Consider the following 20,119-nt stretch of genomic DNA (forward strand, 5'->3'; position numbering starts at 1 on the left):
AGTGGGTCCTTGGGCCAGCTTACGTGTCGAGGTGCGACGATCGAGGCTAGTTACTTGGTGATGTCTTCGCCGAAGTACTTTTCGGAGATCTTGGTGAGGGTCCCGTCAGCCGACAATTCCTCCAATGCGGTGTTGATGGCATCGCGAAGTTCGGTCTGGTCCTTCTTCAAGGCGACGACGGTCTCGGACTTCTCCTCGGACTCGGCAGCGATCTTGATGCTGTCATCCGGGTTGGTCGTCTGCGAATCCAGGAAGGTGAGTTTGTCGTTGACCGTGGCATCAACCCGGCCCTGCTTGAGCAGCGTGACGGCCTGGGCCCAACCCTCGACCGCCTGGATCTTGGCGCCCGCATCCTTGGCATCATCGTGGAAGCTACTGGTCAGCGACTGCGCAGTGGTTTTACCGTCCAGCGAATCGAAGGAAGTGATGTCGGTGTTCTCGCTTTTGGTGACGATGACACCGCTGGAGAAGTTGTATGGCTCGGAAAGCAGGTATTTCTCAACCCGTTCCGGGGTTACGTTGACCTGGTTGGCGATGACGTCAAATCGTCCGGCTTCCAGACCGGCGAAAATGCCATCCCACTGGGTTTCTTGGAACTCGACCTCTACGCCGAGCTGATCGCCGACTGCCTCAATGACTTCAACATCAAAACCGGTCAGCTGATCGCCTTCGTGGAAGGAGAAGGGACGGTAGGTGCCTTCGGTGCCCACGGTCAGCACGCCGCTGTTTTTCACATGCTGCAGCAGGTTTTCATCCGCGGCGGGGGAGCTGGCGGAGTCTGTACTTGAGGCACCGCATGCACTCAGTGCCAGTGCGAGTACTGCCGTAATTGCCAGAAGGGGAGCTGTGCGCTTCATGATGACCTAACATTTCGAGGTGACGAGGTGTTCTCTACCCAAATCAACGGTGCTGACTTACCGGGTATTCCGTAAGATTTCCGTGAATAAACCTATGAAGCAACTGACATGTCATATATCTTCTTCTGTAATCGATCATCCTTCACGGAATCTTCCGCTAAAGCCCGAGGAGCAATGCCAGAATCATCATCATGGGGACGGCGCAGATAGTGGTGATTAACACCGTATCCTTGGCGACCGTCACACCACGCTCGTAGCGTTGCGCGGTGACAAAAATATTCTGTGCGGTGGGTAGCCCGGCCATAATGACCGCCGCGACCAGCATCCCACCGGAAAGGCCAAAGAGGTAGGCGGCGGCCAACCATGCGAGCAGTGGCTGCAGGAATAGCTTCGCAACCGAACCCAGCAATACATCTGCCCGGCGTCCGGACTTCTTTTCCAAGGGTTTGGAACCGACCAGGGAGATGCCGAATGCCATCAGCATGGCTGGAATCGACGCACCGGAAATTAGTTCGATGGGCGCCAAGACCAATTCGGGAACCTCGAATCCCGTCAGCGCCACCACTAGTCCCAGCATCGAACCGATAATCATCGGGTTCTTCGCAGTGGCAACCACCAAGGCTATCGGGGTAGTGCGATGTGTGCTGGTCGTAGCATCTAGCATGGCCAGATTGATCGGCTGGTAGAGAGCCAGCTGAAACAGGATGATGGGCGCCGCATGAGACACGTCGCCCAGCACGTACAAGGCGATGGGCAGGCCAAGATTCGCGGAGTTCACCGTGGAGGCCGACATGGCCGCCACGATTCGTTCGGCCGGTTCGCGTTTGAGCCACTTATAGGTCACCAGATGGTAAGCCAGAGCCGTCAAACCGGCAGAGATCGCGGCAACCCACATCAGCGGCCCCAGTACGGCCACCGGTTCCGACTCGGCCAAGGTGACAAACAACAGCGCCGGACTGGCGACGAAAAACGTCAGCCGGCTCAGCACATGGCGTCCCTGTTCGCCCAGCACTCCGGTGCGACCCACCAGATAACCCACCAAGATCACTATCCAGATGATTGAGAATCCTGACAGCACACCGGTCATGGAAACTCCTCGGTTCGATAAGGCGCGGGATGCCAACGCAAAACGTCGGGACACCTGAGGTGTCCCGACGTTCGGCATAATGCGAGCGGGCGACGGGAATCGAACCCGCGTATCGAGCTTGGGAAGCTAGCGCTCTACCATTGAGCTACGCCCGCAATGCTCCGGGCGGCCTAATGGCGGCCCGGGCGAAGTCCAGCTTATCCTACGAAATCGCAGGTCAGAAATCTGCGAACCGAGATGTCCGAATTTTGACCCGATCTCACTCGGCCCGTTTTTCCTTGAGCAGTTCTTCCTTCAGGATGGCCACTCCATCCGCTGGAACTTCAAAGCTCAGTTCATCTCCCGGATTCACCACGAAACCGGTTCCTTCCAACGCGCGCACAATCGTGGCACCCTGCACCTTAACTCCATAGGGGGCCATGTCGATGTAGGAGCCAGGGATACGATCCAATCCGGTAAACAGCGCGACCATTGCGGCCCCTGCCGGGTTGGTGAGCAGCATCGGCTGCGCATTCTTGTTGTCCTCGGTCACCTCTTCGCGTGAGAGGAAGTAAACCTCGGCGGTCATGAAGGCGCTGATCACGGATCCGGAAAGTTCGGGTTTGTTAAGTCCGGCCTGCAACATCATCTCGAAGTGCGTTTTGGGACGTTCGCGTTCCTTGTCCATTGGCGTTTCGACGACCATATTCGGCTGTTCGTCGGGATTGCGTCCGTCCCGCGGGGCGTTGCTGTTATCGGAGCTCATGTACTCAAGCATGTCGCGCCAAACCCGCAGGTGCAAACGCCGAATGAGGAAAATCGGCGCAAAGGCCTAAAATAGTTGAAGAGCAATCATCATCATTTCCAAGGACTGAGCATGCCTGAATTTCGCTATGAAGATCTTCTGCCAATTGGCGAGGATCAGACCCCATACCGCAAGATTTCCTCCGAGGGCGTCAAAGTTGTCGCCGGACCGGACGGCAAGAACTTCCTGCAGGTAGCCCCCGAGGCACTGGAACAGCTGGCCGAAACCGCACTGCACGATATCTCGCACTACCTGCGTCCGGCCCACCTGCAGCAGCTGCGCAACATCCTCGACGATGACGATGCCAGCCCGAACGACAAGTTCGTGGCACTGGATCTGCTGAAGAACGCAAATATCGCCGCCGGCGGCATCCTGCCCATGTGCCAGGACACCGGAACGGCAATCGTCATGGGTAAGCGCGGCCAGCGTGTGCTGACCGAAGAGCAGGACGAGATTTCGCTATCGCGCGGCATCTACAACGCGTACACCCGGCTGAACCTGCGCTACTCGCAGCTCGCCCCGATCACCACCTGGGAAGAGAAGGCCACCGGCAACAACCTGCCCGCGCAGATTGACCTGTACGCAGACACCAAGGCCTGCCACGACACCGACTACAAGTTCCTGTTCATGGCCAAGGGCGGCGGCTCCGCCAACAAGTCCTTCCTGTACCAGGAGACCAAGGCGATCCTCAACGAGAATGCGATGCTGCGGTTCCTGGATGAGAAGTTGCGTTCGCTGGGAACGGCCGCTTGCCCGCCGTACCACCTGTCCATCGTCATCGGTGGAACCAGCGCCGAGATGGCCTTGAAGACCGCCAAATACGGGTCGGCCAAATACCTTGATTCGCTGCCCACCGAGGGTGCCATGACCGGACGCGGATTCCGCGATACGGAGCTTGAAGACAAGGTGCTGGAGCTGACCCGCCACTTCGGCATCGGCGCCCAGTTCGGCGGCAAGTACTTCTGCCACGACGTGCGCGTGGTGCGCCTGCCACGCCACGGTGCCTCGCTGCCGGTGGCTATCGCGGTATCCTGCTCCGCCGACCGCCAGATGATGGCGAAGGTCACCGCCGACGGACTGTTCGTCGAGCAGCTGGAAACCGATCCGGCGCGCTTCATGCCAGATGAGAACCACCCGGCGATCGCCGCGCACGACGACGAAACCGCTGGGGTCTCCGGCACCGGCGGATCCTCCGTGGTCAAAATCGACCTGAACAAGCCCATGGATGAGATCCTGGCCGAACTGTCCAAATACCCGGTCAAGACCCGACTGTCGCTGAACGGTCCGCTGGTCGTGGCTCGCGATATCGCGCACGCCAAGATCAAGGAACGGCTGGACGCCGGCGAAGAGATGCCGCAGTACCTGAAGGACCACCCGGTCTACTACGCGGGTCCGGCGAAGACTCCCGAGGGCATGCCCTCGGGTTCCTTCGGCCCAACGACCGCCGGTCGCATGGACTCCTACGTGGATCAGTTCCAGGCAGCCGGCGGCTCGATGGTCATGCTGGCCAAGGGCAACCGCTCCGGCCAGGTCACCGAGGCCTGCAACACCCACGGCGGGTTCTACCTCGGTTCGATCGGCGGCCCGGCCGCCCGCTTGGCGCAGGACTGCATCAAGAAGGTCGAGGTCGTCGAATATGAGGAGCTTGGCATGGAAGCTATCTGGAAGATCGACGTCGAAGATTTCCCGGCGTTCATCGTTGTCGATGACAAGGGCAATGACTTCTTTGAAGCGACCATGAAGCCGACCTTCACCGGCATTCCGGTTCGCGCCAAATAGTACGCGAACGTGGCTTAAATGCTTGGGGGCTCACCGAATGGTGAGCCCCCAAGCATTTAACATATGGGTATTGAACTACTTTTCGGTGAAACCGAAACCCCAGTCGCGATACGGGGGAAGGAAACGAAGCACCAGCAGGTCGTCGTCCTTGACCGGACCTGATTCGTCCTTCTTCTTGGAAGCCGGCGGAGCGGAATCTTCTTCGACGGTTGCCGCGTTTTCCACGGTTTTCTCGCCAGCCTCTTCGCTTGCCGCTGCTTTCGCGTCGTGCAGGAATTCGTGATACTCCTCGAAGGTTTCGGCCTTCGATTCCTTCATGGCCGCGGCGTGCTCCTTGCCGATATAACGCACATGCCATGGCTCGTACTTATAGCCGGTGATCTCTTCCATGCCTTCCGGATAGCGAATGATCAATCCGTAGTCCACCGCATGCTCGGCAACCCACATGCCGGCGTTCGTTAGGCCGAAAGATTCTTTGAGATCGGTGCTGCCGCCGATGCTTCCAACATCTGCGGCCAAGCCAAGCTGGTGCTCGCTGGTTCCTGGGCGTGCAGAAATGCGTTCGGCATAGGCCGTACCGTATTTGGCCTGGTACTGGTTGAAGAGCACCGCTTGGCGTCCATAGGATCGGTAGGCGCTCAAAAGCTTGATGGGGTGACCGGACTTGCGTGCCCCGGCAATCAAAGCCTCAACGGCCTCGGCCGCTTCGGGGCGCAGCTTATGGGAAGTTCCCGCGACATCCACCAGCTTCTTTGGCGTGTAATCGGCAGGGGAGAGCTGGGTGTCGGGATTGATCAACGCGAGGAAGCTTGCGGCATCGGTAAACTCTCCAGCCTCGACTACTGGCAGCGCTTCGGGAGCCGCATGAGCTGCCACGCTGCCAGAGAGCACAACAACGCCCGCCAAAACGGCACTAGTGACTGCTGAAGCCAAGCGCATGAAACGTACCTTCTGTTGTGGATCGGCGAATGGGACACAAGTCCCTAGACCACGATAGCCTCAAATCCTCTATAAACTATGGGAATTTGAGCAGAACCACATGTTTCGATGTCACCGGGTTCACCCGGTGCACAGCACAGTGTCCGCGAGAATGACCGGTAGCATCAAGGAGACGAATCAAGAGTCTTGCTTCGCGCATAAGATCCGCACCTAGCCCCAATCATGCAAGGAACTCGATCTAGTTGAATAAGAACGAACTCAAGGCCGATGGGTTCACCGGTTTTCGGCCCTTTAAGGCGCTGGAGACGAACCGTGTGCCACAGCGTCAGGGCATCTTTGCGGTCTTGCGCCCCGCGGATTTCGAACCGCGTTTCCTGGCGCGCAGCGGCGCCGGAATATTCAAGAAGAAAAACCCTTCGCTGCCGATTGAAGACTTGAAAGCCCGCTGGGTCCAGGAGGCGGACATCTTGTATATCGGAAAGGCCAGCCCGGGCAGCCAAGGAAATCGCGGCCTCCGCATACAACTGAAAGAGATCATCGATTTTGGGGCGGGCAAACCCCCGGGGCACTGGGACAGCCGTTTGCTCTGGCAACTTGCGGGCTCCGGGAAGCTCATCATTGCCTGGAAGGAACTACCAGCCGAAGACCTGAACCAGGCTCTGGCCAACTATCAAGCGAAGTTCCTTGCGCACTATGGCCAGCTACCCTACGCGAATATCGTTCAAACGCGCGCCTAGGGTGAGCGATTCAGCAGATTCGGGAATAGTTTGCCCTAAAAACGCTACTTTTTGGGTTTCCTACTGCGACTTACAGGGATGAACAGGATAAATTTAGTTACGTGTTGTATTCAGATCGTGATATTCGTCGAGAAATTGTATCCGGTGAAATTGGCTTAGAGCCGTTTGACCCTGAGATGGTGCAGCCCGCATCGGTTGATGTGCGCTTGGACAGATTCTTTAGGCTCTTTGATAATCACAAGTACGCTCATATCGATCCGGAACAGGATCAGAATGAGCTGACCCGGCTTGTTGAGGTCGCCCCGGACGAACCCTTCATCTTGCACCCGGGAGAATTCGTGCTGGGATCCACCTATGAGGCGGTGACTCTTGGCCATGGAGTTGCTGCGCGGCTCGAAGGCAAGAGCTCCTTGGGCCGCCTGGGTCTGCTGACGCACTCAACCGCGGGATTTATCGATCCGGGTTTCTCCGGTCACGTAACCCTAGAGCTGTCGAATATGGCAACACTGCCGATCAAGCTTTGGCCGGGATCGAAGATCGGGCAGCTGTGCTTCTTCAAGCTGACTTCGGATACCGAACACCCCTACGGCTCGGGTCCATACGGGAATCGCTACCAGGGGCAGCGCGGGCCGACCGCTTCACGTAGCCACCTGAATTTCCACCGCACCACTATCGAAGAATAAGTCCCGAGTTCCCCGCGCGCTGTTCTAGGGCAGGCTGCCCGGATAGGCCTTCGAGGTGTGGTTGCTCCTTAGCGCTAAGGAGCAACCACACCATCGCCATTTAAAGCATCAGGGCGCTTCCGCCGAGCCAAGAGCCGATGGCGAAGGTGACGACCAATGCCGTGGCCCCACCGATCAGCACGCGCAGCGTTGGGCGTAGCACCGGTGCGCCACCGAGCTTGGCACCTAAGATGCCGGTGACCGCCAGCGCGAGCAACACCGCGGCAAAGGTCACCGGAATCTTCAGTGGCCCAGGCAGCAGGACGGCGGTGGCAAAAGGCAGGACCGCACCGCTGAGGAAAGCAATAGCCGAGGCGATGGCCGCGTGCCACGGACTGAGCACCTCATCCGGATCAAGATTCAATTCGGCATCCAAATGGGCTCTGAGCACATCGTGCTCGGTCAGCTCAACGGCAACCTGTGCCGCGGTGCGGGCGCTCAGCCCCTTGTCCCGGTAGAGCTGGGTCAGCTCTTCGAGCTCGGCTTGGGGCGTGTCGCGCAGTTCGGCCTGCTCCTTCTCGATCAGCGCCCGCTGAGAATCTGCGGCGCTGGCGACCGACACATATTCACCGAGAGCCATGGAGATGGCTCCACCAATCACGGCTGCGGCGCCGGCGGTGAGGATCGGAGCGTTGGCGGTCGTGGCACCGGCAACACCGACGACCACGGCGGCAACCGAAACGATTCCATCATTTGCCCCGAGGACTCCCGCGCGTAACCAATTGAGCCGTTCGGCCACCCCCGAATCATGCGGCTCGACACCGTGCTCGGTATTTTCTGCGTTCATGAGCGACAGTCAATCACTAGTGCACCGGGCTTAGCCAGCAGGAGAAGATTTACGGCATTCGCGTTTCTAGCTGCCCGGTGTTTTGTGAGGCGAGCGGATCGGCAGCAGCAACAACAGGCCTAGCAGAAGCACCACTAAAATTCCCAGGATTCCATAACGTTGTGCCTGACCGCTCTCCACCAAGGGGGTGGCAAGGGCAATGGACAGTCCAAAGAGCGTCGGAGCAAGGAAGGAGACCGCACGTCCGGTGGTCGCGTAGAGACCGAAAAGTTCGCCCTCTCGCCCTTCGGGGATCATCCGGGACAGGTAGGAGCGCGAGGCCGACTGGGCCGGTCCCACGAATAGGGTGAGCAGCAGTCCGAAGATCCAGAATCCTGAGGCACCGGGGGAGAAGAACACCCCGGCCCCGGCAATCAGCAAGCCAATGAGCGAACCGGTGATTACCGCCTTCGGTCCAATCACGTCATCGAGGCGACCGCCTATTACCGCGCCGAGCGCGGCGACCATATTGCCCACAATTGCGAAGATGATGACCTCGGTGAGCGTAAAACCGAAGGTTCCGGCGGCAATCACGCCGCCGAAGGTAAAGATCGCGCTGAGCCCATCGCGGAAAACGGCCGAGGAGCCTAGGAAGAAGAGCAGATTGCGGTCTTCATGCCACAGGCCCACGATGCGGCCCCACAACACCTTGTAGGACTGCGACAACGGAATCTTCGTTGACACCGTCGAGGTGCTTTCGGGGATGACGAAGAATAGCGGCAGCGCAAAGATCAGGCACCACAGTGCGCTGAACACCGCGACCCACCGCAAGTTCAGCGAGTCGGCGGTATTCGCTCCGGGCCAGTCGACGATTGGCTGGACGAATCCGAAGAGCACCAGGGCCAGCGCCAGAATTCCGCCGACATACCCCATGCCCCAGCCGAAGCCGGAGACCTTGCCAACGGTGGCGCGCGTGGAAATCTGGTTCAGGACCGCGTTGTAGTTCACCCCGGCGAATTCAGAGAACAGCGACAAGGCCGCAATGATCCCGACACCAAAGAGCAGGTAGTTCGGATCGGGGTAAACGAAGAAGCCGGCGGCGCAGACCAGCACAAGCAGCAAGGTATTAACGATGATCCAGAGTTTGCGCCGCCCGGCGGCGTCCGCCCGGAGCCCGGTCACCGGAACGAGCAAGGCGATCAGCAAGCCTGCGATGGATAGGGCTTGCGAGAGGACCAGCGATGAATGGTCGGTATCACCGAAAAGTTCACTGGTCAGATACACGGTGAACACGAAGGTGATCATCACTGCGTTGATCGCCGCCTGGCCCCAATCCCAACTTGCCCAAGCCCAGGTGTACTTATTGAGCCACTTGCCACCGTGTTGGTCTACCACCGGTTCAATATTCGATCCCATGTGGGCATCGTACAGGTTTGCGGTGATCAGAAAATGAATTAGCACATGCATATGCCAGTGTCGGAATTCATCATGTTGTTCTCCGGTGGCGCAATTACTCCCCGAAGCGCTCAACAGTGCATAAAATCCCCTCTGGACTGATAAAATTGCGTAGCGGACATTTTCTGTTCGTCGGACTCTGGCCCCTTGTTCAGTCGACAGAGGAGACGTGTGTTAATAATTCTCATTGCACTCTTTGCAACGGCGACGTTGTCCCCAATGCTGTTCCGGGCGCTCAAAAGAAACGCCTTCTATGTAGTGGCAATTGTTCCCGCAGTGGGTTTTATCTGGCTCATCACACGCATGCCGGCCGTCCTGGCAGCAGACCCGACCTTGTCATCCGGGGCCCCGAACGCGCCACCTTCTTTGAGCATCGACTGGATCCCGGGCCTGAATATCGGGCTGAACTTCCGCATGGATGCGCTAGCCGCAAGCCTGCTGCTGCTGATCCTCGGCGTTGGCGCACTCGTGCTGATCTACTGCGGACGCTACTTCAAGAACGATGACCCGCAAATCGGTGGCTTCGCCGCCAAGATGGTCGCCTTCGCCGGCGCCATGACCGGCCTGGTGACCGCCGACGACGTCATCATCATGTTCATCTTCTGGGAAATCACCTCGGTGCTTTCCTACCTGCTCATCGGCTTCAGCCAGCACCTGATCACCGCGCGACGCTCGGCAATGAACGCGCTGATCGTAACCACCTTCGGTGGATTGGCCATGCTCGCCGGGCTGCTGATGCTTGGCGCTCAAACCGGCAGCTACCGGCTCTCCGAGTGGATCGCGCAGTCCGAACAGCTGGTCTCCACCGGAATGTTCGTTGACGTGGCAATCGCCTTGATCCTGCTCGGAGCCATCTCCAAATCCGCGCTGGTTCCCTTCCACTTCTGGCTGCCCGGAGCGATGGCCGCACCGACCCCGGTTTCCGCCTATCTTCACGCCGCGGCCATGGTCAAGGCCGGGGTATACCTCATCGCCCGACTGGCCCCGGGCTTTTCCGAAACTGCTTTTTGGGTGCCGCTCACCGTAGGCATTGGCGTGCTGACCATGCTGATCGGCGGTTACCGCGCGCTGAAACAGTATGACCTGAAACTGATCCTTGCCTTCGGCACCGTCTCGCAGCTTGGCTTCATCATTGCGATCTTCGGCTTCGGCACCGCCGAAGCCGCCTTCGCCGCGCTGGCATTGACGCTGGCACATGGCTTGTTCAAGGCCACCTTGTTCCTCACCGTGGGCATCATCGACCACAACACCGGTACCCGTGATATCCGCAAGCTCTCCGGACTGCGGCGCAGCATGCCGATCCTGGCGCTGATCGCCGCTATCGCCGTCGCGTCGATGGCGGGGATCCCGCCATTGTTCGGATTCGTCGCCAAGGAGGCGGTCTACGAGGCCGCCTTGCACCTGGACACCGGCTGGGGGACGTTCGCGCTGATCGGGCTGGTTCTGGGCGCCGCGCTGACCATGGCCTATTCCTTGCGCTTCCTCATCGGGGCCTTCGGCGTGAAACCGAAGATCGCCGGCGAGACCACGTATAAGCGTCCCTCGCTGATCTTCCTGAGCCCCCTGCTGGTGTTGACCTTGTGCACCCTGGCGCTGGGCCTCTACCCGAAATTCATCGAACCGCTGATCGCCCACTGGTCGCTCCTGCAGGGCGGACCGGGGCAGATGCATCTAATGCTTTTCGCCGGGTTCAACCCGGCCTTGGGACTGAGCGCCATCTCGGTGGCCATCGGTATTTTGTTCTTCTGGCTGCGCAAGCGCACCGATACCGGAGCGCCGTTGCGGCGCAGCGTGATTTCCGCCGAGGAAGTCTACCGCGGGAGCATCAACGTGCTGGACCGTGTCGCCATTTGGACCACCGGTCGTACCCAGCGTGGTTCGCTGTCCTTCTACCTGGGCGTGATCCTCATGGTCGTGCTCATCTTGCCGCTGTCCATCGCGTTGACCGTCGAAACTCCGTGGCCCACCAACTGGGTCATCGCCGATCATCCGGCCCAGCTGGTCATCGGCGCGATCATCATCACCGGTTGCGTGATCGCGATCGTGGCGCCGAAGCGTTTCATGGCGGTGCTGATGGTCTCGGTGACCGGCTACGGGATGGTTGCCATCTTCGCGCTGCAGGGCGCCCCGGATCTGGCGCTCACCCAGCTGTTGGTGGAAACCATCGTGCTGGTCTCCTTCGTGCTGGCGCTGCGCGCCCTGCCCAAACGCCTCTGGGTTGGCCTGACCGAGATCAATTGGGGCCGCGCGGTGCTCGCCATCGCGCTGGCGATCATGGTGGTGTATATCGCTATCGCGATGATGGCCGCACGCACCGAAGCCCCGATCTCGCTGGCCTACCCGGATCTGGCCTACTACGAGGGCTTCGGCGAGAACATCGTGAACGTGACGCTGGTGGACATCCGCGTCTGGGATACCTTCGGCGAGATCACCGTGCTGGCGGCTGCGGCCACGGGCGTGGCCTCGCTGATCTTCGCCGGCCGGAGCTTCGGGCAGCGCGTGCGCGCCCATCATGTAGCACCGGGAAGCATCGACCGCGGCTCCGAAGCCATGGGCGACCAGCGGAGCAAGGAAGTTGGGCTGCGCGTGGCCCGGCGTTTCGCCAGCTCCAGCAACCAGGACTGGCTGATGGCCGGCAACACGCTGGTGGCCGAACGGCGTTCGATCATTTTCGAGATTGTCACCCGGCTGGTATTCCACACGGTGCTGCTGCTCAGCGTCTATGCGCTGATCGCCGGGCACAACGCCCCCGGCGGGGGATTCGCCGGCGGGCTGATCGCGGGGCTGGCCTTGACCATCCGCTACCTTGCCGGCGGACGCGTGGAGCTCTCCGAATCGATGCGTGTCGCACCTGGCATGCTGATCGGTGGCGGCTTGGCCCTGGCCGGAATTGCCGGAGTGATTCCGGTGCTTTTCGGCGACCCGATCTTCACCACCTACGTATGGGAATTCTGGCTGCCGGTCTTTGGCGAACATAAGTTCGTCACCTCAACGATTTTCGATATTGGAGTGTATCTGGTGGTCCTTGGCCTCGTACAGGACGTCCTGCGCTCCCTGGGTAGCGAAATCGATGAGCTCTCCGAGGGGCGCTCACCGATCGAACAACACGATGTCACCCACGCCACGGCTTCGGGGGTAGGACGATGAGCGTGAATATTACCTTCCTGGTGATTACCGGCGTGCTGCTGGCCGCCGGATTCTATCTGGTACTGGAACGTACCCTGACCCGCGTGCTGCTTGGCATCATGCTCTTGGGCAACGGGGTGAACCTGCTGATCCTGACCAGCGGCGGACGCCGCGGGGTGGCGCCGCTGTTCGATTCGAGCATTGCCCCGGAGGAGTACTCCGATCCGTTGCCGCAGGCCTTGATCCTCACCGCCATCGTGATCACCTTCGCGGTGACCGCGTTCCTGCTCGCGATGATCTATCGTTCCTGGGCGCTGACCAGCGCCGATGTGGTTGCCGACGATACCGAGGATATTAAGGTTTCGCAGTCCACCGCATATGACGAAGAAGAAGATTCGCCGGTAGCCGAGGACACGACAGAATTCGTCGATGAAGAAGGCCGACCGATTAGAGAAGGGGAAGAGTAACCATGGAATTTCTCGAACTCTCCCCGCTGGCTGTTCTGCTGCCGATATTCGGTGCCGGCGCAGCGTTCCTGGCGCGCCGCCGCCTCCGTGTCCAGCGGCTGATCACGATCGGCATCCTCTGCCTGACGCTGGTTCTCGAAGCCGGCATGGTGGCAGCGGTGTGGGGCGGCGAAAGCTATGCCATCCATATTGGCGGCTGGGACTCGCCGTTCGGCATTGCGCTGATGGTCGACGGCTTCAGCTCCTTCATGCTGCTGATTTCGACCGTGGTGTCCCTCGCGGTGCTGTTCTACGCGACCAGCCAGGGCCTGGCCGATGGGGACGAACCGGGGCCGGTATCGGTCTTCCACCCGGCCTACCTGATTCTGCTCGCCGGCGTGTCCAACGCTTTCCTCGCCGCGGATCTATTCAACCTGTATGTCGGCTTCGAAATCCTGCTGACCGCCAGCTACGTGCTGCTGACCCTCGGCGGTACCGCCGAACGCATCCGCGCCGGAACCACCTATGTGGTGGTTTCGGTGGTGTCCTCGGTGATCTTCCTGATGGCGATCGCAATGATCTATGCCGCCACAGGTACCGTGAACATGGCAGACCTGGCGGTGAAGCTGCCCGAACTGGACCAAGGCCCGCACCTGATCCTGCACGTGCTGCTGCTTATTGCTTTCGGCATCAAGGCCGCCGTTTTCCCGCTCTCACTCTGGCTTCCGGACTCCTATCCAACGGCTCCGGCCCCGGTCACCGCGGTATTCGCCGGGCTGCTGACCAAGGTCGGGGTGTACGCGATCATCCGTACCGAAACGCTGTTGTTCCCCGGCGGGACGGTTAACGCCGCGCTGCTGGTGGTTGCGGCATTGACCATGGTCATCGGTATTCTCGGTGCGCTGGCCCAGACGGACCTCAAACGTATGCTTTCGTTCACGCTAACCAGCCACATCGGCTACCTGATCTTCGGTGTTGCCGTCGGCGGACCGCTGGCCATCGCCGCCACCATCTACTACGTGGGCCACCACATCATCGTGCAGACCTCGCTATTCATGGTTGCCGGGCTCATCGAACGCCGAGCAGGCAGCGCGAACGTGACCAAACTCGGCTCGCTGGCCAAGCTGTCTCCGATGCTTGCCGTGCTCTTCTTCATTCCGGCCATCAACCTCGGCGGCATCCCGCCCTTCTCCGGATTCCTCGGGAAGTTCGGGCTGTTGCATGCGGCGTCGTCCGAGGCAGACGCCTTGACTTGGGTGGTCATCGGCGCCGGGCTGCTGACCAGTTTGCTGACCCTGCTTGCGATTATTCGTGTGTGGGCGCGTATGTTCTGGCGCCGTGCGGCGGATGCCGAGGTGCCGAACGCGCAATTGATCGCAGAATCGACGCGGGTTCTGGAACATGCCGCGGCAGGCGGCGCCGAGTCCCCGCATCTGGGCAGGAAGCTTGCCCGCGAGTTGGAATCCGAGTCCCTGCCTTGGGGGATGCGCTACGCGACCGGTTCGCTCGTTGCCGCAGGTATCGCGCTGACCATTTTCGCCGGGCCGATCTTCGCCTTCTGTGAACGCGTGGCGGCCGAATTGATTGCACGTGAACCATTCATCAACGCAGTACTACCGTTGAGTTAGGAGGAAAGGCGCATGAAGGACAAGAACCTCAAACATCGTGACCAGCGCATCGATGATGCGCTGGATACCTCCGGTGTCCGTCACCGTGCCACCTTCAAGCAGGAGTGGCCGTTGCTCCTGCTGCTCATCTTCGTATGGGGTGCACTGTGGCAGGACTTCTCGGCCGGGAATCTATTGTTTGGCGCGATTATTTCGATCGTCATCGTGAATCTATTCCCGCTGCCGCCGGTGGTGCTTCCCGGACGAATAAACCTTTGGTATTGCCTGAAGCTCTTCGCGTGGTTCCTGATGCAGGTATTCGTCGCCAGCGGCCATGTGGCGCGAGTTGCGATAGTACGCCGTAAGAAGGCACGCAGCGCGGTGATCGCAGTGCCGCTGCGCACCGAATCTGACTTGGTAGTGATGACCGTGGGCCATGTGCTGACCCTGATCCCAGGTTCCTTCGTGGTGGACGTGGACCGCAGCAGTTCCACCTTGTACCTGCACTATCTCGATGTGAATAGCGATGCGGATGTGGAAAAGGCGCGAGCGAATATCCACGACATTGAACGCCGGTTGATCATGGCCATCGGAAGCCCCGATGAATACGAGGCGATCAAGAATGAATGCGGTCCGGATTTCTCCAGCAGGAAGCCCAAGAAATGATTGAAATAGCTGTATGGATTGGCGGAGTGATGTTGGCGCTGGCCTCTATCGCTTGCCTGTGGCGGGTTTTCAAGGGCCCCTCGATTCTTGACCGGGTGCTCGCTCTCGACGTCATGCTGTTGATCATTTCCAGTGCGCTGTGCCTAGACATGGCGCTGAACCGGCACACCGATTACCTGCTGTTCACGGTGGTTGCCTGCACCTTGGGATTCATCGGCTCGGTTACCGTCTCGCGGTTCGTATCGGATCAGAGGAACGCCTAATGGACACGTTCTTAGAAGCACTCGCTGCGCTCTTGCTGGTACTTGGTTCCCTGATGTCGCTGATCGCCGGAATCGGTTTAATTACCTTCCCGGATCTGCTTTCACGCATGCACGCGGCCACCAAACCACAAGTATTGGGCTTCCTGCTGCTCTTCGCCGGACTCATCATCCACTTGCGCAGCTGGGGACTGATCCCGGTCTTTGCTTTGGCCTGGGGATTGCAGCTGCTGACTGCCCCGGTATCGGCGCACATGATTGGCCGCGCCGGATATCGCACGAAGCACGTGGCGAAAGAAACCTTGCATGTTGATGAACTAAAACAGGTCATTAGCAATCATTCGCAGACGACCGGAACCACCGCAGCGGTGCCGCCAGCGAAACCTGCACAGAACGACGAGCCCGAGAGCACCTAGCTGCTGGTTAAACTTTGGTGGGGCAGGCCAAATGGCCTGCCCCACCAAAGGAATTCGGCAATGTTACTTGCTGAACTTCTTCATGGCCTTGTTGGTGCCGCGATCAGCCAGCACCTGGATAATCGATGCGACCACGGCGGAGAAAATGGCGAACCCCAAAGCCTGGCGCATACTCGCTTCCGCGGCTGCTTCCTTGCCGTGACGTGGCGCGTCGTTTCCGGTGAAGCCTTTCCAGACCTTGTCGACCAGTCGGCTTCCAAGCATTCCCGCTCCCATTGAAATTCCAAGGGTAACAAGCTTCTGCACTGAGTTCATGAGGACCTCGCATTCGCGTCGTAAGGTTTCGTTCTGTAGCCCAGCATACCTGCGGTATGGTGGTTGAGCAGTAATCATTCCGACAGGGGAGCGTCATGCCGTTCGCGGTGCAAGACGCTGAGAGTGCGATAGATCGCAGACCCTCGAACCTGCCCCGGCTAGTACCGGCGAAGGAAGTCGAGCATCTCGGATGCGGATCATGGCGCGCGATTAAACGCCCACCGGTCCGTGCATCTCCCCTCCTTACATAGGAGGACAAACCTTATGAACGTTGCACCAGCAACTAACCGTGCCAGCTGGCGCGTGGTCGACATCGTTGTGGCCTCGGTAATCGCGGTCGCCTCGGGCGTTATCTTTTGGGCTTGGAACGCCGGATACGGATTGGTCAGCCTTGCTTTCGTGGCTTTCCCACCGGCAAGCGCCTTCGTATCTGGCATGTGGCTTTTTCCCGCGGTGCTCGGTGCGTTGATTATCCGGAAACCCGGTGCCGCGCTGTATTGCGAGATCCTCGCCGCCGTCATCTCAGCCTTGCTAGGTTCCCAATGGGGATTAGCGGTGCTGTTCTCCGGCCTGATCCAGGGGCTCGGAGCCGAGGTGGTCTTTGCCGCAGTGAGGTACCGCCGGTGGAACCTGCCGGTGGCACTGCTTGCGGGATTCATGTCGGGAATTTTCGGCGGAATCGGCGAAGCCTACCTGCTGGGTTACTTCGCTGAGTACACCGAGGCGATGAAGCTGTTCCACGTAGTTGCCATGGGCATTTCCGGCCTAGTTATTGCCGGACTTCTCTCGTGGTTGGCAACCCGTGCTCTGGCGAAGACCGGTGCTCTGGGAGCATTGGCTAGCCGTTCGGCACACCTTGAAGGTTCGCTGCGCAGTGCCTGAATTGAGTTCTTCGACTACCGAAGCCACCCCCGGGCACCTCGGCGGTGGCGGCTTTGAGATCACGGCCGACAACTTTGGCTGGCACCATGCCGAACGTCCATTGCCGGCGCTCAGCGGACTGGACGTGCATATTCCTGCCGGGCAAAAGGTCCTGCTGCTAGGCCCATCCGGCGCCGGTAAATCAACGCTCTTGCACGCCTTGGCTGGAGTTCTTGAGATCGACGAACGGCAGCAGGCGACCGGCAAACTGCAGATTCAGCGACGAGATGCCTTCGCCCGAAGCTTCCCGGTCGGGCTGATGCAGCAAGACCCCGAAACACAGATCGTGCAGAGCCGGGTCGGTGACGATGTCGCCTTCGGCGCGGAGAATCTTGGAATGGCTCCGGAACTGATCCGGTCGCGAATCCCCGAGGTGCTTCGCGCGGTAGGACTTGGGAATCTGGACTTGTCGCACCGCACCCAGGAACTCTCCGGCGGCCAGAAGCAGCGGCTGGCCTTGGCCGGGATTCTTGCCATGGGCCCCGGTCTGATGCTTCTGGACGAACCAACCGCAAATATCGACCCTTCGGGGATCGAGCCGCTGCGTGATGCGGTGCTTGCCGCCGCCAATGACACCGGTGCGACACTGCTTGTGGTGGAACATCGCTTGCAAGCCTGGGCAGAGCACGTTGACCGCGTACTCGTCCTTGCCCCTGGCGGCGGGATCGCCCACGACCTCGAGCCGCGGGCGCTCTTTGAGAATGAAAAGATTCGCCGTGAATTAGCCATGGCGGGTATCTGGATTCCCGGCTACGTTCCACACACCGAACCTCTCCACTCACGCGAGGGCGAGGAACTGCTCGCGGCGGTGAAACTGCGCGCGGCGCGCCATGCACAAGCGGTGCCCACAGCCGAAATCAACTTGCGGCTGCGCGCCGGCCAAGCGTTGGTGATTCGCGGGGAAAATGGTGCAGGGAAATCCACCTTGGCGCTGACCTTAGGCGGATTGCTTGAGCCGGCTACGGGCAGTGTCGAAGCAAGCAGCAACCTGGCCGATGGGCTGAGTCCGCAGCCCTTCAGCTGGCGGGCAGGGGCATTGGTTGCACGGATCGGGTCGGTATTCCAGGAACCGGAACATCAATTCGTCACGCAAAGCGTCCGCGAAGAATTGGCATTCGCACCTACCCGGGCACGCCAGGCCGGGGTGGAGAACGAGAAGTACGCTCCAGCGCAGATAGCTCTGCGGGTGGAGGAACTGCTGGACCGCTTGGGGCTTGCCCATCTGGGCGAGGCCAACCCGTTCACGCTCTCCGGTGGCGAGAAACGCCGACTTTCGGTAGCGACGGTGCTGGCCGCCTCACCAGATGTATTGATCTTGGACGAACCGACCTTCGGGCAAGATGCCAATACGTGGCTGGAACTGGCCAACATCCTGATCGAGGCACTTGAATCGGGGATAACCGTGGTCGCGGTGACCCACGACGAAGATTTTGCTCACGCGCTCAACGCGGCGCAGGTCGTGCTGACCCGTGAGCATCCGGATGCCAAGCCGACACCGGTACGCCAAGGCCCGATGCTCGACGCGCCCCTAGGGGAGAGCTGGCTTGCAAAGATCAATCCGCTGGCCAAGCTGGGTGCGATCGCTGCGGCAACCTTGCCGTTGATCTCGACGATCGACTGGGTCTCTGCCTGCGTGGTTATCCTTGCCACGCTCTTTGCCTTGCCGCTGGCGGGCTTGCGTTTGGGCACGTTTATGCGCCGCGGCTGGCCACTAATTGTTGCCGGGGCCCTCGCCGCCTGGGGAATTGCCTTGGTAGGAGAAGACTCCGGCAAAACGCTGCTAAGCCTGGGGATGCTCAGCATTACCGAAGGATCGGTGAGCGCCGGAGTAGCTACCGGACTGCGTACCCTGGCGCTCGCGGTGCCCACGGTGCTCTTGCTTAGTTCCACGAACCCCAGCGACCTCGGCGGCGCCTTGGCGCAACAGCTCAACGTTCCGCACCGATTCGTCTTGGGAGCCCTTGCCGGGATGCGTCTGCTGGGGTTGCTGGTTGAGGAATTCACCACCCTGACCCTTGCCCGCCGCGCGCGAGGAGTCGGCGACCTTCGCTCACCAACCCAACGGGTGAAGGCGAAGCTCGGGCAGGTGCTAGCGCTGTTGGTGCAGGCGCTGCGCCGTGCCGGAAGGCTTGCGGTGACCATGGAAGCCAAGGGCTTTGGCACGGGAACACGTACCTGGGTGCGCTCCGTGTCCTTCACCTGGCTTGACGGCGCGGTGTTGGCGACGGGTGTGCTACTGGGTGCCTTGGCCATAGGTGCCGCCTTGTGGACGGGCACCTTCAACCTGGTCTGGAGTTAACGGACCGAAGCGCTGAGGTCGCTGAGCTCCGCATGGAGCTCGGCGTCTAGGCGCAGCGGTTTGGCGTCAAGGGTGTGGACCGCGGTGAGCAGCCGTACCGAAGAAACTAGCCAGACCCCATCGGCCTGATAGAGGTCCTCCGGTCGGAGCGGACCGTACCCCAGCTCCCAACCGTACTGTTCCGCCGCGTCGAAGATCGCGCTTTGGGTGGTACCGGGCAGGATGCCAGTTTCAAGCATCGGGGTGATCAGTCGTTTGGTCTCCCCGTCGCGTTGGGCAATGAGCACGGTGGAAGTTGGGCCCTCCAAGACCACACCGTCCGACGAAGTGAAGATGACGTCCTGGGCTCCGTGCTTGTGCGCGAAACGCAAGGCCGCCATATTCACCGCATAGGACAAGGTTTTGGCGCCCATCAGAAGCCAGGGGGCACGCTCGGCTAGCTTCGAATCGTAGCCGCGGTCCAGCAGCAGAACGTCGATTCCCGTCTCGCGCTGGTCTTTGCCCAACTGCGGGGCGGGGGCCACGGTAACCCAGCACAGCGCCTGCTCGGCGTCGGAATCAGCGCGGGAAACCACGAGCTTGACTACCGCTTCTTCGGCGCCGCCATCGGCGTCAAAGTCAGCCACGGCGGTATCGATGGCCGCGCGCCAGCGGTGCTCGTCGGGGATGACGAGATCGCAGGCCTCGGCAGAAATAGCCAGACGGGCCAGATGCGCTTCCATTTTGCGTACGGCCTGGTTGGTGTACAGCATCGACTCGAACACGCCATCGCCACGAGTCACGCCTTGGGCGGTTACTGGAAGTTGTGGTGCGTTAATATCGGCCAAGCGCCCGGCAGGATACGCCGGATCAAGGAATACGAGTGAGCTCATGGTTAAAGATTATCGAAACTTTGCCGCACTACGCGCCAATGAGGGCTTCAAGCACGCACAAGTCG

General features: G+C 60.1%; 19 protein-coding genes, 1 tRNA gene and 1 riboswitch. Of the genes, 11 read left to right on the forward strand and 9 right to left on the reverse strand.

The annotated features are described in order from the left end of the window. Positions 1 to 50: 50 nt before the first annotated feature. From ACT3UA_RS14665 to ACT3UA_RS14680, 4 genes are all read right to left on the reverse strand, one after another. Positions 51 to 857, reverse strand: coding sequence for an amino acid ABC transporter substrate-binding protein (locus tag ACT3UA_RS14665; protein WP_096283283.1), 807 nt, complete (start codon positions 855 to 857; stop codon positions 51 to 53). A 157-nt stretch (positions 858 to 1,014) separates the two neighbouring features. After that, positions 1,015 to 1,944: an AEC family transporter gene (locus ACT3UA_RS14670; RefSeq protein WP_105553283.1), complete on the reverse strand. Its 930-nt coding sequence runs from the start codon at positions 1,942 to 1,944 to the stop codon at positions 1,015 to 1,017. 84 nt (positions 1,945 to 2,028) lie between these two features. Further along, positions 2,029 to 2,099: transfer RNA gene (locus ACT3UA_RS14675), tRNA-Gly, on the reverse strand. Between the two features lie 104 nt (positions 2,100 to 2,203). Beyond that, positions 2,204 to 2,689: an SseB family protein gene (locus ACT3UA_RS14680; RefSeq protein WP_176484064.1), complete on the reverse strand. Its 486-nt coding sequence runs from the start codon at positions 2,687 to 2,689 to the stop codon at positions 2,204 to 2,206. Positions 2,690 to 2,800: 111 nt separating this feature from the next. On the opposite strand from ACT3UA_RS14680, the gene ACT3UA_RS14685 reads away from it, so the two are divergent. Then, positions 2,801 to 4,507 carry a fumarate hydratase gene (locus ACT3UA_RS14685; protein WP_096283286.1) on the forward strand — a complete coding sequence of 569 codons (1,707 nt, stop codon included), beginning with the start codon at positions 2,801 to 2,803 and terminating at the stop codon, positions 4,505 to 4,507. Positions 4,508 to 4,582: 75 nt separating this feature from the next. Here ACT3UA_RS14685 and ACT3UA_RS14690 read toward each other — a convergent pair whose 3' ends face one another. Next, positions 4,583 to 5,446 carry a M15 family metallopeptidase gene (locus ACT3UA_RS14690; protein WP_096283287.1) on the reverse strand — a complete coding sequence of 288 codons (864 nt, stop codon included), beginning with the start codon at positions 5,444 to 5,446 and terminating at the stop codon, positions 4,583 to 4,585. Between the two features lie 242 nt (positions 5,447 to 5,688). On the opposite strand from ACT3UA_RS14690, the gene ACT3UA_RS14695 reads away from it, so the two are divergent. Continuing rightward, complete coding sequence (locus ACT3UA_RS14695; RefSeq protein ID WP_096283288.1) at positions 5,689 to 6,183, forward strand: hypothetical protein; 495 nt, start codon at positions 5,689 to 5,691, stop codon at positions 6,181 to 6,183. Positions 6,184 to 6,284: 101 nt separating this feature from the next. Next, positions 6,285 to 6,866 (forward strand): dCTP deaminase, encoded by a 582-nt coding sequence (gene dcd, locus ACT3UA_RS14700; RefSeq protein WP_096283289.1) that lies wholly within the window; start codon positions 6,285 to 6,287, stop codon positions 6,864 to 6,866. 100 nt (positions 6,867 to 6,966) lie between these two features. Here dcd and ACT3UA_RS14705 read toward each other — a convergent pair whose 3' ends face one another. Then, on the reverse strand, positions 6,967 to 7,692 hold the full coding sequence (locus ACT3UA_RS14705; protein WP_096283290.1) for a VIT1/CCC1 transporter family protein: 726 nt from the start codon (positions 7,690 to 7,692) through the stop codon (positions 6,967 to 6,969). A gap of 66 nt (positions 7,693 to 7,758) precedes the next feature. After that, positions 7,759 to 9,087, reverse strand: a complete 1,329-nt coding sequence (locus tag ACT3UA_RS14710) for an MFS transporter (RefSeq protein WP_096283536.1) — start codon at positions 9,085 to 9,087, stop codon at positions 7,759 to 7,761. A 210-nt stretch (positions 9,088 to 9,297) separates the two neighbouring features. Between ACT3UA_RS14710 and ACT3UA_RS14715 the strand changes: the two genes are divergently transcribed. Genes ACT3UA_RS14715 through mnhG form a run of 6 tightly spaced genes read left to right on the forward strand, consistent with a single transcriptional unit; the run spans position 9,298 to position 15,647 of the window. After that, the gene (locus ACT3UA_RS14715) at positions 9,298 to 12,273 is read left to right on the forward strand and encodes a Na+/H+ antiporter subunit A (protein WP_096283291.1); all 2,976 of its coding nucleotides are present in this window, start codon (positions 9,298 to 9,300) and stop codon (positions 12,271 to 12,273) included. Continuing rightward, a complete protein-coding gene (locus tag ACT3UA_RS14720; RefSeq protein ID WP_096283292.1) occupies positions 12,270 to 12,719 on the forward strand; it encodes a Na(+)/H(+) antiporter subunit C in 450 nt (149 codons plus the stop codon). Before ACT3UA_RS14715 ends, ACT3UA_RS14720 begins: the two co-directional genes overlap by 4 nt. Positions 12,720 to 12,721: 2 nt before the next feature. Continuing rightward, positions 12,722 to 14,326, forward strand: a complete 1,605-nt coding sequence (locus tag ACT3UA_RS14725; RefSeq protein ID WP_096283293.1) for a Na+/H+ antiporter subunit D — start codon at positions 12,722 to 12,724, stop codon at positions 14,324 to 14,326. Positions 14,327 to 14,338: 12 nt separating this feature from the next. Further along, a complete protein-coding gene (locus ACT3UA_RS14730) occupies positions 14,339 to 14,971 on the forward strand; it encodes a Na+/H+ antiporter subunit E (protein WP_096283294.1) in 633 nt (210 codons plus the stop codon). Continuing rightward, positions 14,968 to 15,234, forward strand: a complete 267-nt coding sequence (locus tag ACT3UA_RS14735; protein ID WP_096283295.1) for a monovalent cation/H+ antiporter complex subunit F — start codon at positions 14,968 to 14,970, stop codon at positions 15,232 to 15,234. Before ACT3UA_RS14730 ends, ACT3UA_RS14735 begins: the two co-directional genes overlap by 4 nt. Continuing rightward, positions 15,234 to 15,647 (forward strand): monovalent cation/H(+) antiporter subunit G, encoded by a 414-nt coding sequence (mnhG, locus tag ACT3UA_RS14740; RefSeq protein ID WP_096283296.1) that lies wholly within the window; start codon positions 15,234 to 15,236, stop codon positions 15,645 to 15,647. Before ACT3UA_RS14735 ends, mnhG begins: the two co-directional genes overlap by 1 nt. 63 nt (positions 15,648 to 15,710) lie before the next feature. Here mnhG and ACT3UA_RS14745 read toward each other — a convergent pair whose 3' ends face one another. After that, positions 15,711 to 15,962, reverse strand: coding sequence for a DUF4235 domain-containing protein (locus ACT3UA_RS14745; protein WP_096283297.1), 252 nt, complete (start codon positions 15,960 to 15,962; stop codon positions 15,711 to 15,713). A 74-nt stretch (positions 15,963 to 16,036) separates the two neighbouring features. Beyond that, a riboswitch (TPP riboswitch) is annotated at positions 16,037 to 16,155 on the forward strand. Between the two features lie 71 nt (positions 16,156 to 16,226). Between ACT3UA_RS14745 and ACT3UA_RS14750 the strand changes: the two genes are divergently transcribed. Together ACT3UA_RS14750 and ACT3UA_RS14755 are read left to right on the forward strand one after the other, a co-directional pair. Continuing rightward, entirely contained in the window at positions 16,227 to 16,844 is a 618-nt protein-coding gene (locus tag ACT3UA_RS14750; protein WP_096283298.1) for an ECF transporter S component, read from the forward strand. Next, on the forward strand, positions 16,837 to 19,182 hold the full coding sequence (locus ACT3UA_RS14755; RefSeq protein ID WP_343252104.1) for an ATP-binding cassette domain-containing protein: 2,346 nt from the start codon (positions 16,837 to 16,839) through the stop codon (positions 19,180 to 19,182). The genes ACT3UA_RS14750 and ACT3UA_RS14755 overlap by 8 nt, the downstream gene beginning before the upstream one ends. Here the strand turns inward: ACT3UA_RS14755 and ACT3UA_RS14760 are convergent. Next, positions 19,179 to 20,054: an aminodeoxychorismate lyase gene (locus tag ACT3UA_RS14760; RefSeq protein ID WP_096283299.1), complete on the reverse strand. Its 876-nt coding sequence runs from the start codon at positions 20,052 to 20,054 to the stop codon at positions 19,179 to 19,181. The genes ACT3UA_RS14755 and ACT3UA_RS14760 overlap by 4 nt on opposite strands. Between the last annotated feature and the right edge of the window lie 65 nt (positions 20,055 to 20,119).

It is taken from the genome of Glutamicibacter sp. 363 (genome assembly GCF_052379505.1).
Lineage (GTDB): Bacteria > Actinomycetota > Actinomycetes > Actinomycetales > Micrococcaceae > Glutamicibacter.

Coding starts and splice junctions, on each gene's coding strand:
- ACT3UA_RS14665 (WP_096283283.1), bottom strand. CDS start 857: ATGAAGCGCACAGCTCCCCTTCTGGCAATTACGGCAGTACTCGCACTG.
- ACT3UA_RS14670 (WP_105553283.1), bottom strand. CDS start 1,944: ATGACCGGTGTGCTGTCAGGATTCTCAATCATCTGGATAGTGATCTTG.
- ACT3UA_RS14680 (WP_176484064.1), bottom strand. CDS start 2,689: ATGAGCTCCGATAACAGCAACGCCCCGCGGGACGGACGCAATCCCGAC.
- ACT3UA_RS14685 (WP_096283286.1), top strand. CDS start 2,801: ATGCCTGAATTTCGCTATGAAGATCTTCTGCCAATTGGCGAGGATCAG.
- ACT3UA_RS14690 (WP_096283287.1), bottom strand. CDS start 5,446: ATGCGCTTGGCTTCAGCAGTCACTAGTGCCGTTTTGGCGGGCGTTGTT.
- ACT3UA_RS14705 (WP_096283290.1), bottom strand. CDS start 7,692: ATGAACGCAGAAAATACCGAGCACGGTGTCGAGCCGCATGATTCGGGG.
- ACT3UA_RS14710 (WP_096283536.1), bottom strand. CDS start 9,087: ATGGGATCGAATATTGAACCGGTGGTAGACCAACACGGTGGCAAGTGG.
- ACT3UA_RS14720 (WP_096283292.1), top strand. CDS start 12,270: ATGAGCGTGAATATTACCTTCCTGGTGATTACCGGCGTGCTGCTGGCC.
- ACT3UA_RS14725 (WP_096283293.1), top strand. CDS start 12,722: ATGGAATTTCTCGAACTCTCCCCGCTGGCTGTTCTGCTGCCGATATTC.
- ACT3UA_RS14730 (WP_096283294.1), top strand. CDS start 14,339: ATGAAGGACAAGAACCTCAAACATCGTGACCAGCGCATCGATGATGCG.
- ACT3UA_RS14735 (WP_096283295.1), top strand. CDS start 14,968: ATGATTGAAATAGCTGTATGGATTGGCGGAGTGATGTTGGCGCTGGCC.
- mnhG (WP_096283296.1), top strand. CDS start 15,234: ATGGACACGTTCTTAGAAGCACTCGCTGCGCTCTTGCTGGTACTTGGT.
- ACT3UA_RS14745 (WP_096283297.1), bottom strand. CDS start 15,962: ATGAACTCAGTGCAGAAGCTTGTTACCCTTGGAATTTCAATGGGAGCG.
- ACT3UA_RS14750 (WP_096283298.1), top strand. CDS start 16,227: ATGAACGTTGCACCAGCAACTAACCGTGCCAGCTGGCGCGTGGTCGAC.
- ACT3UA_RS14760 (WP_096283299.1), bottom strand. CDS start 20,054: ATGAGCTCACTCGTATTCCTTGATCCGGCGTATCCTGCCGGGCGCTTG.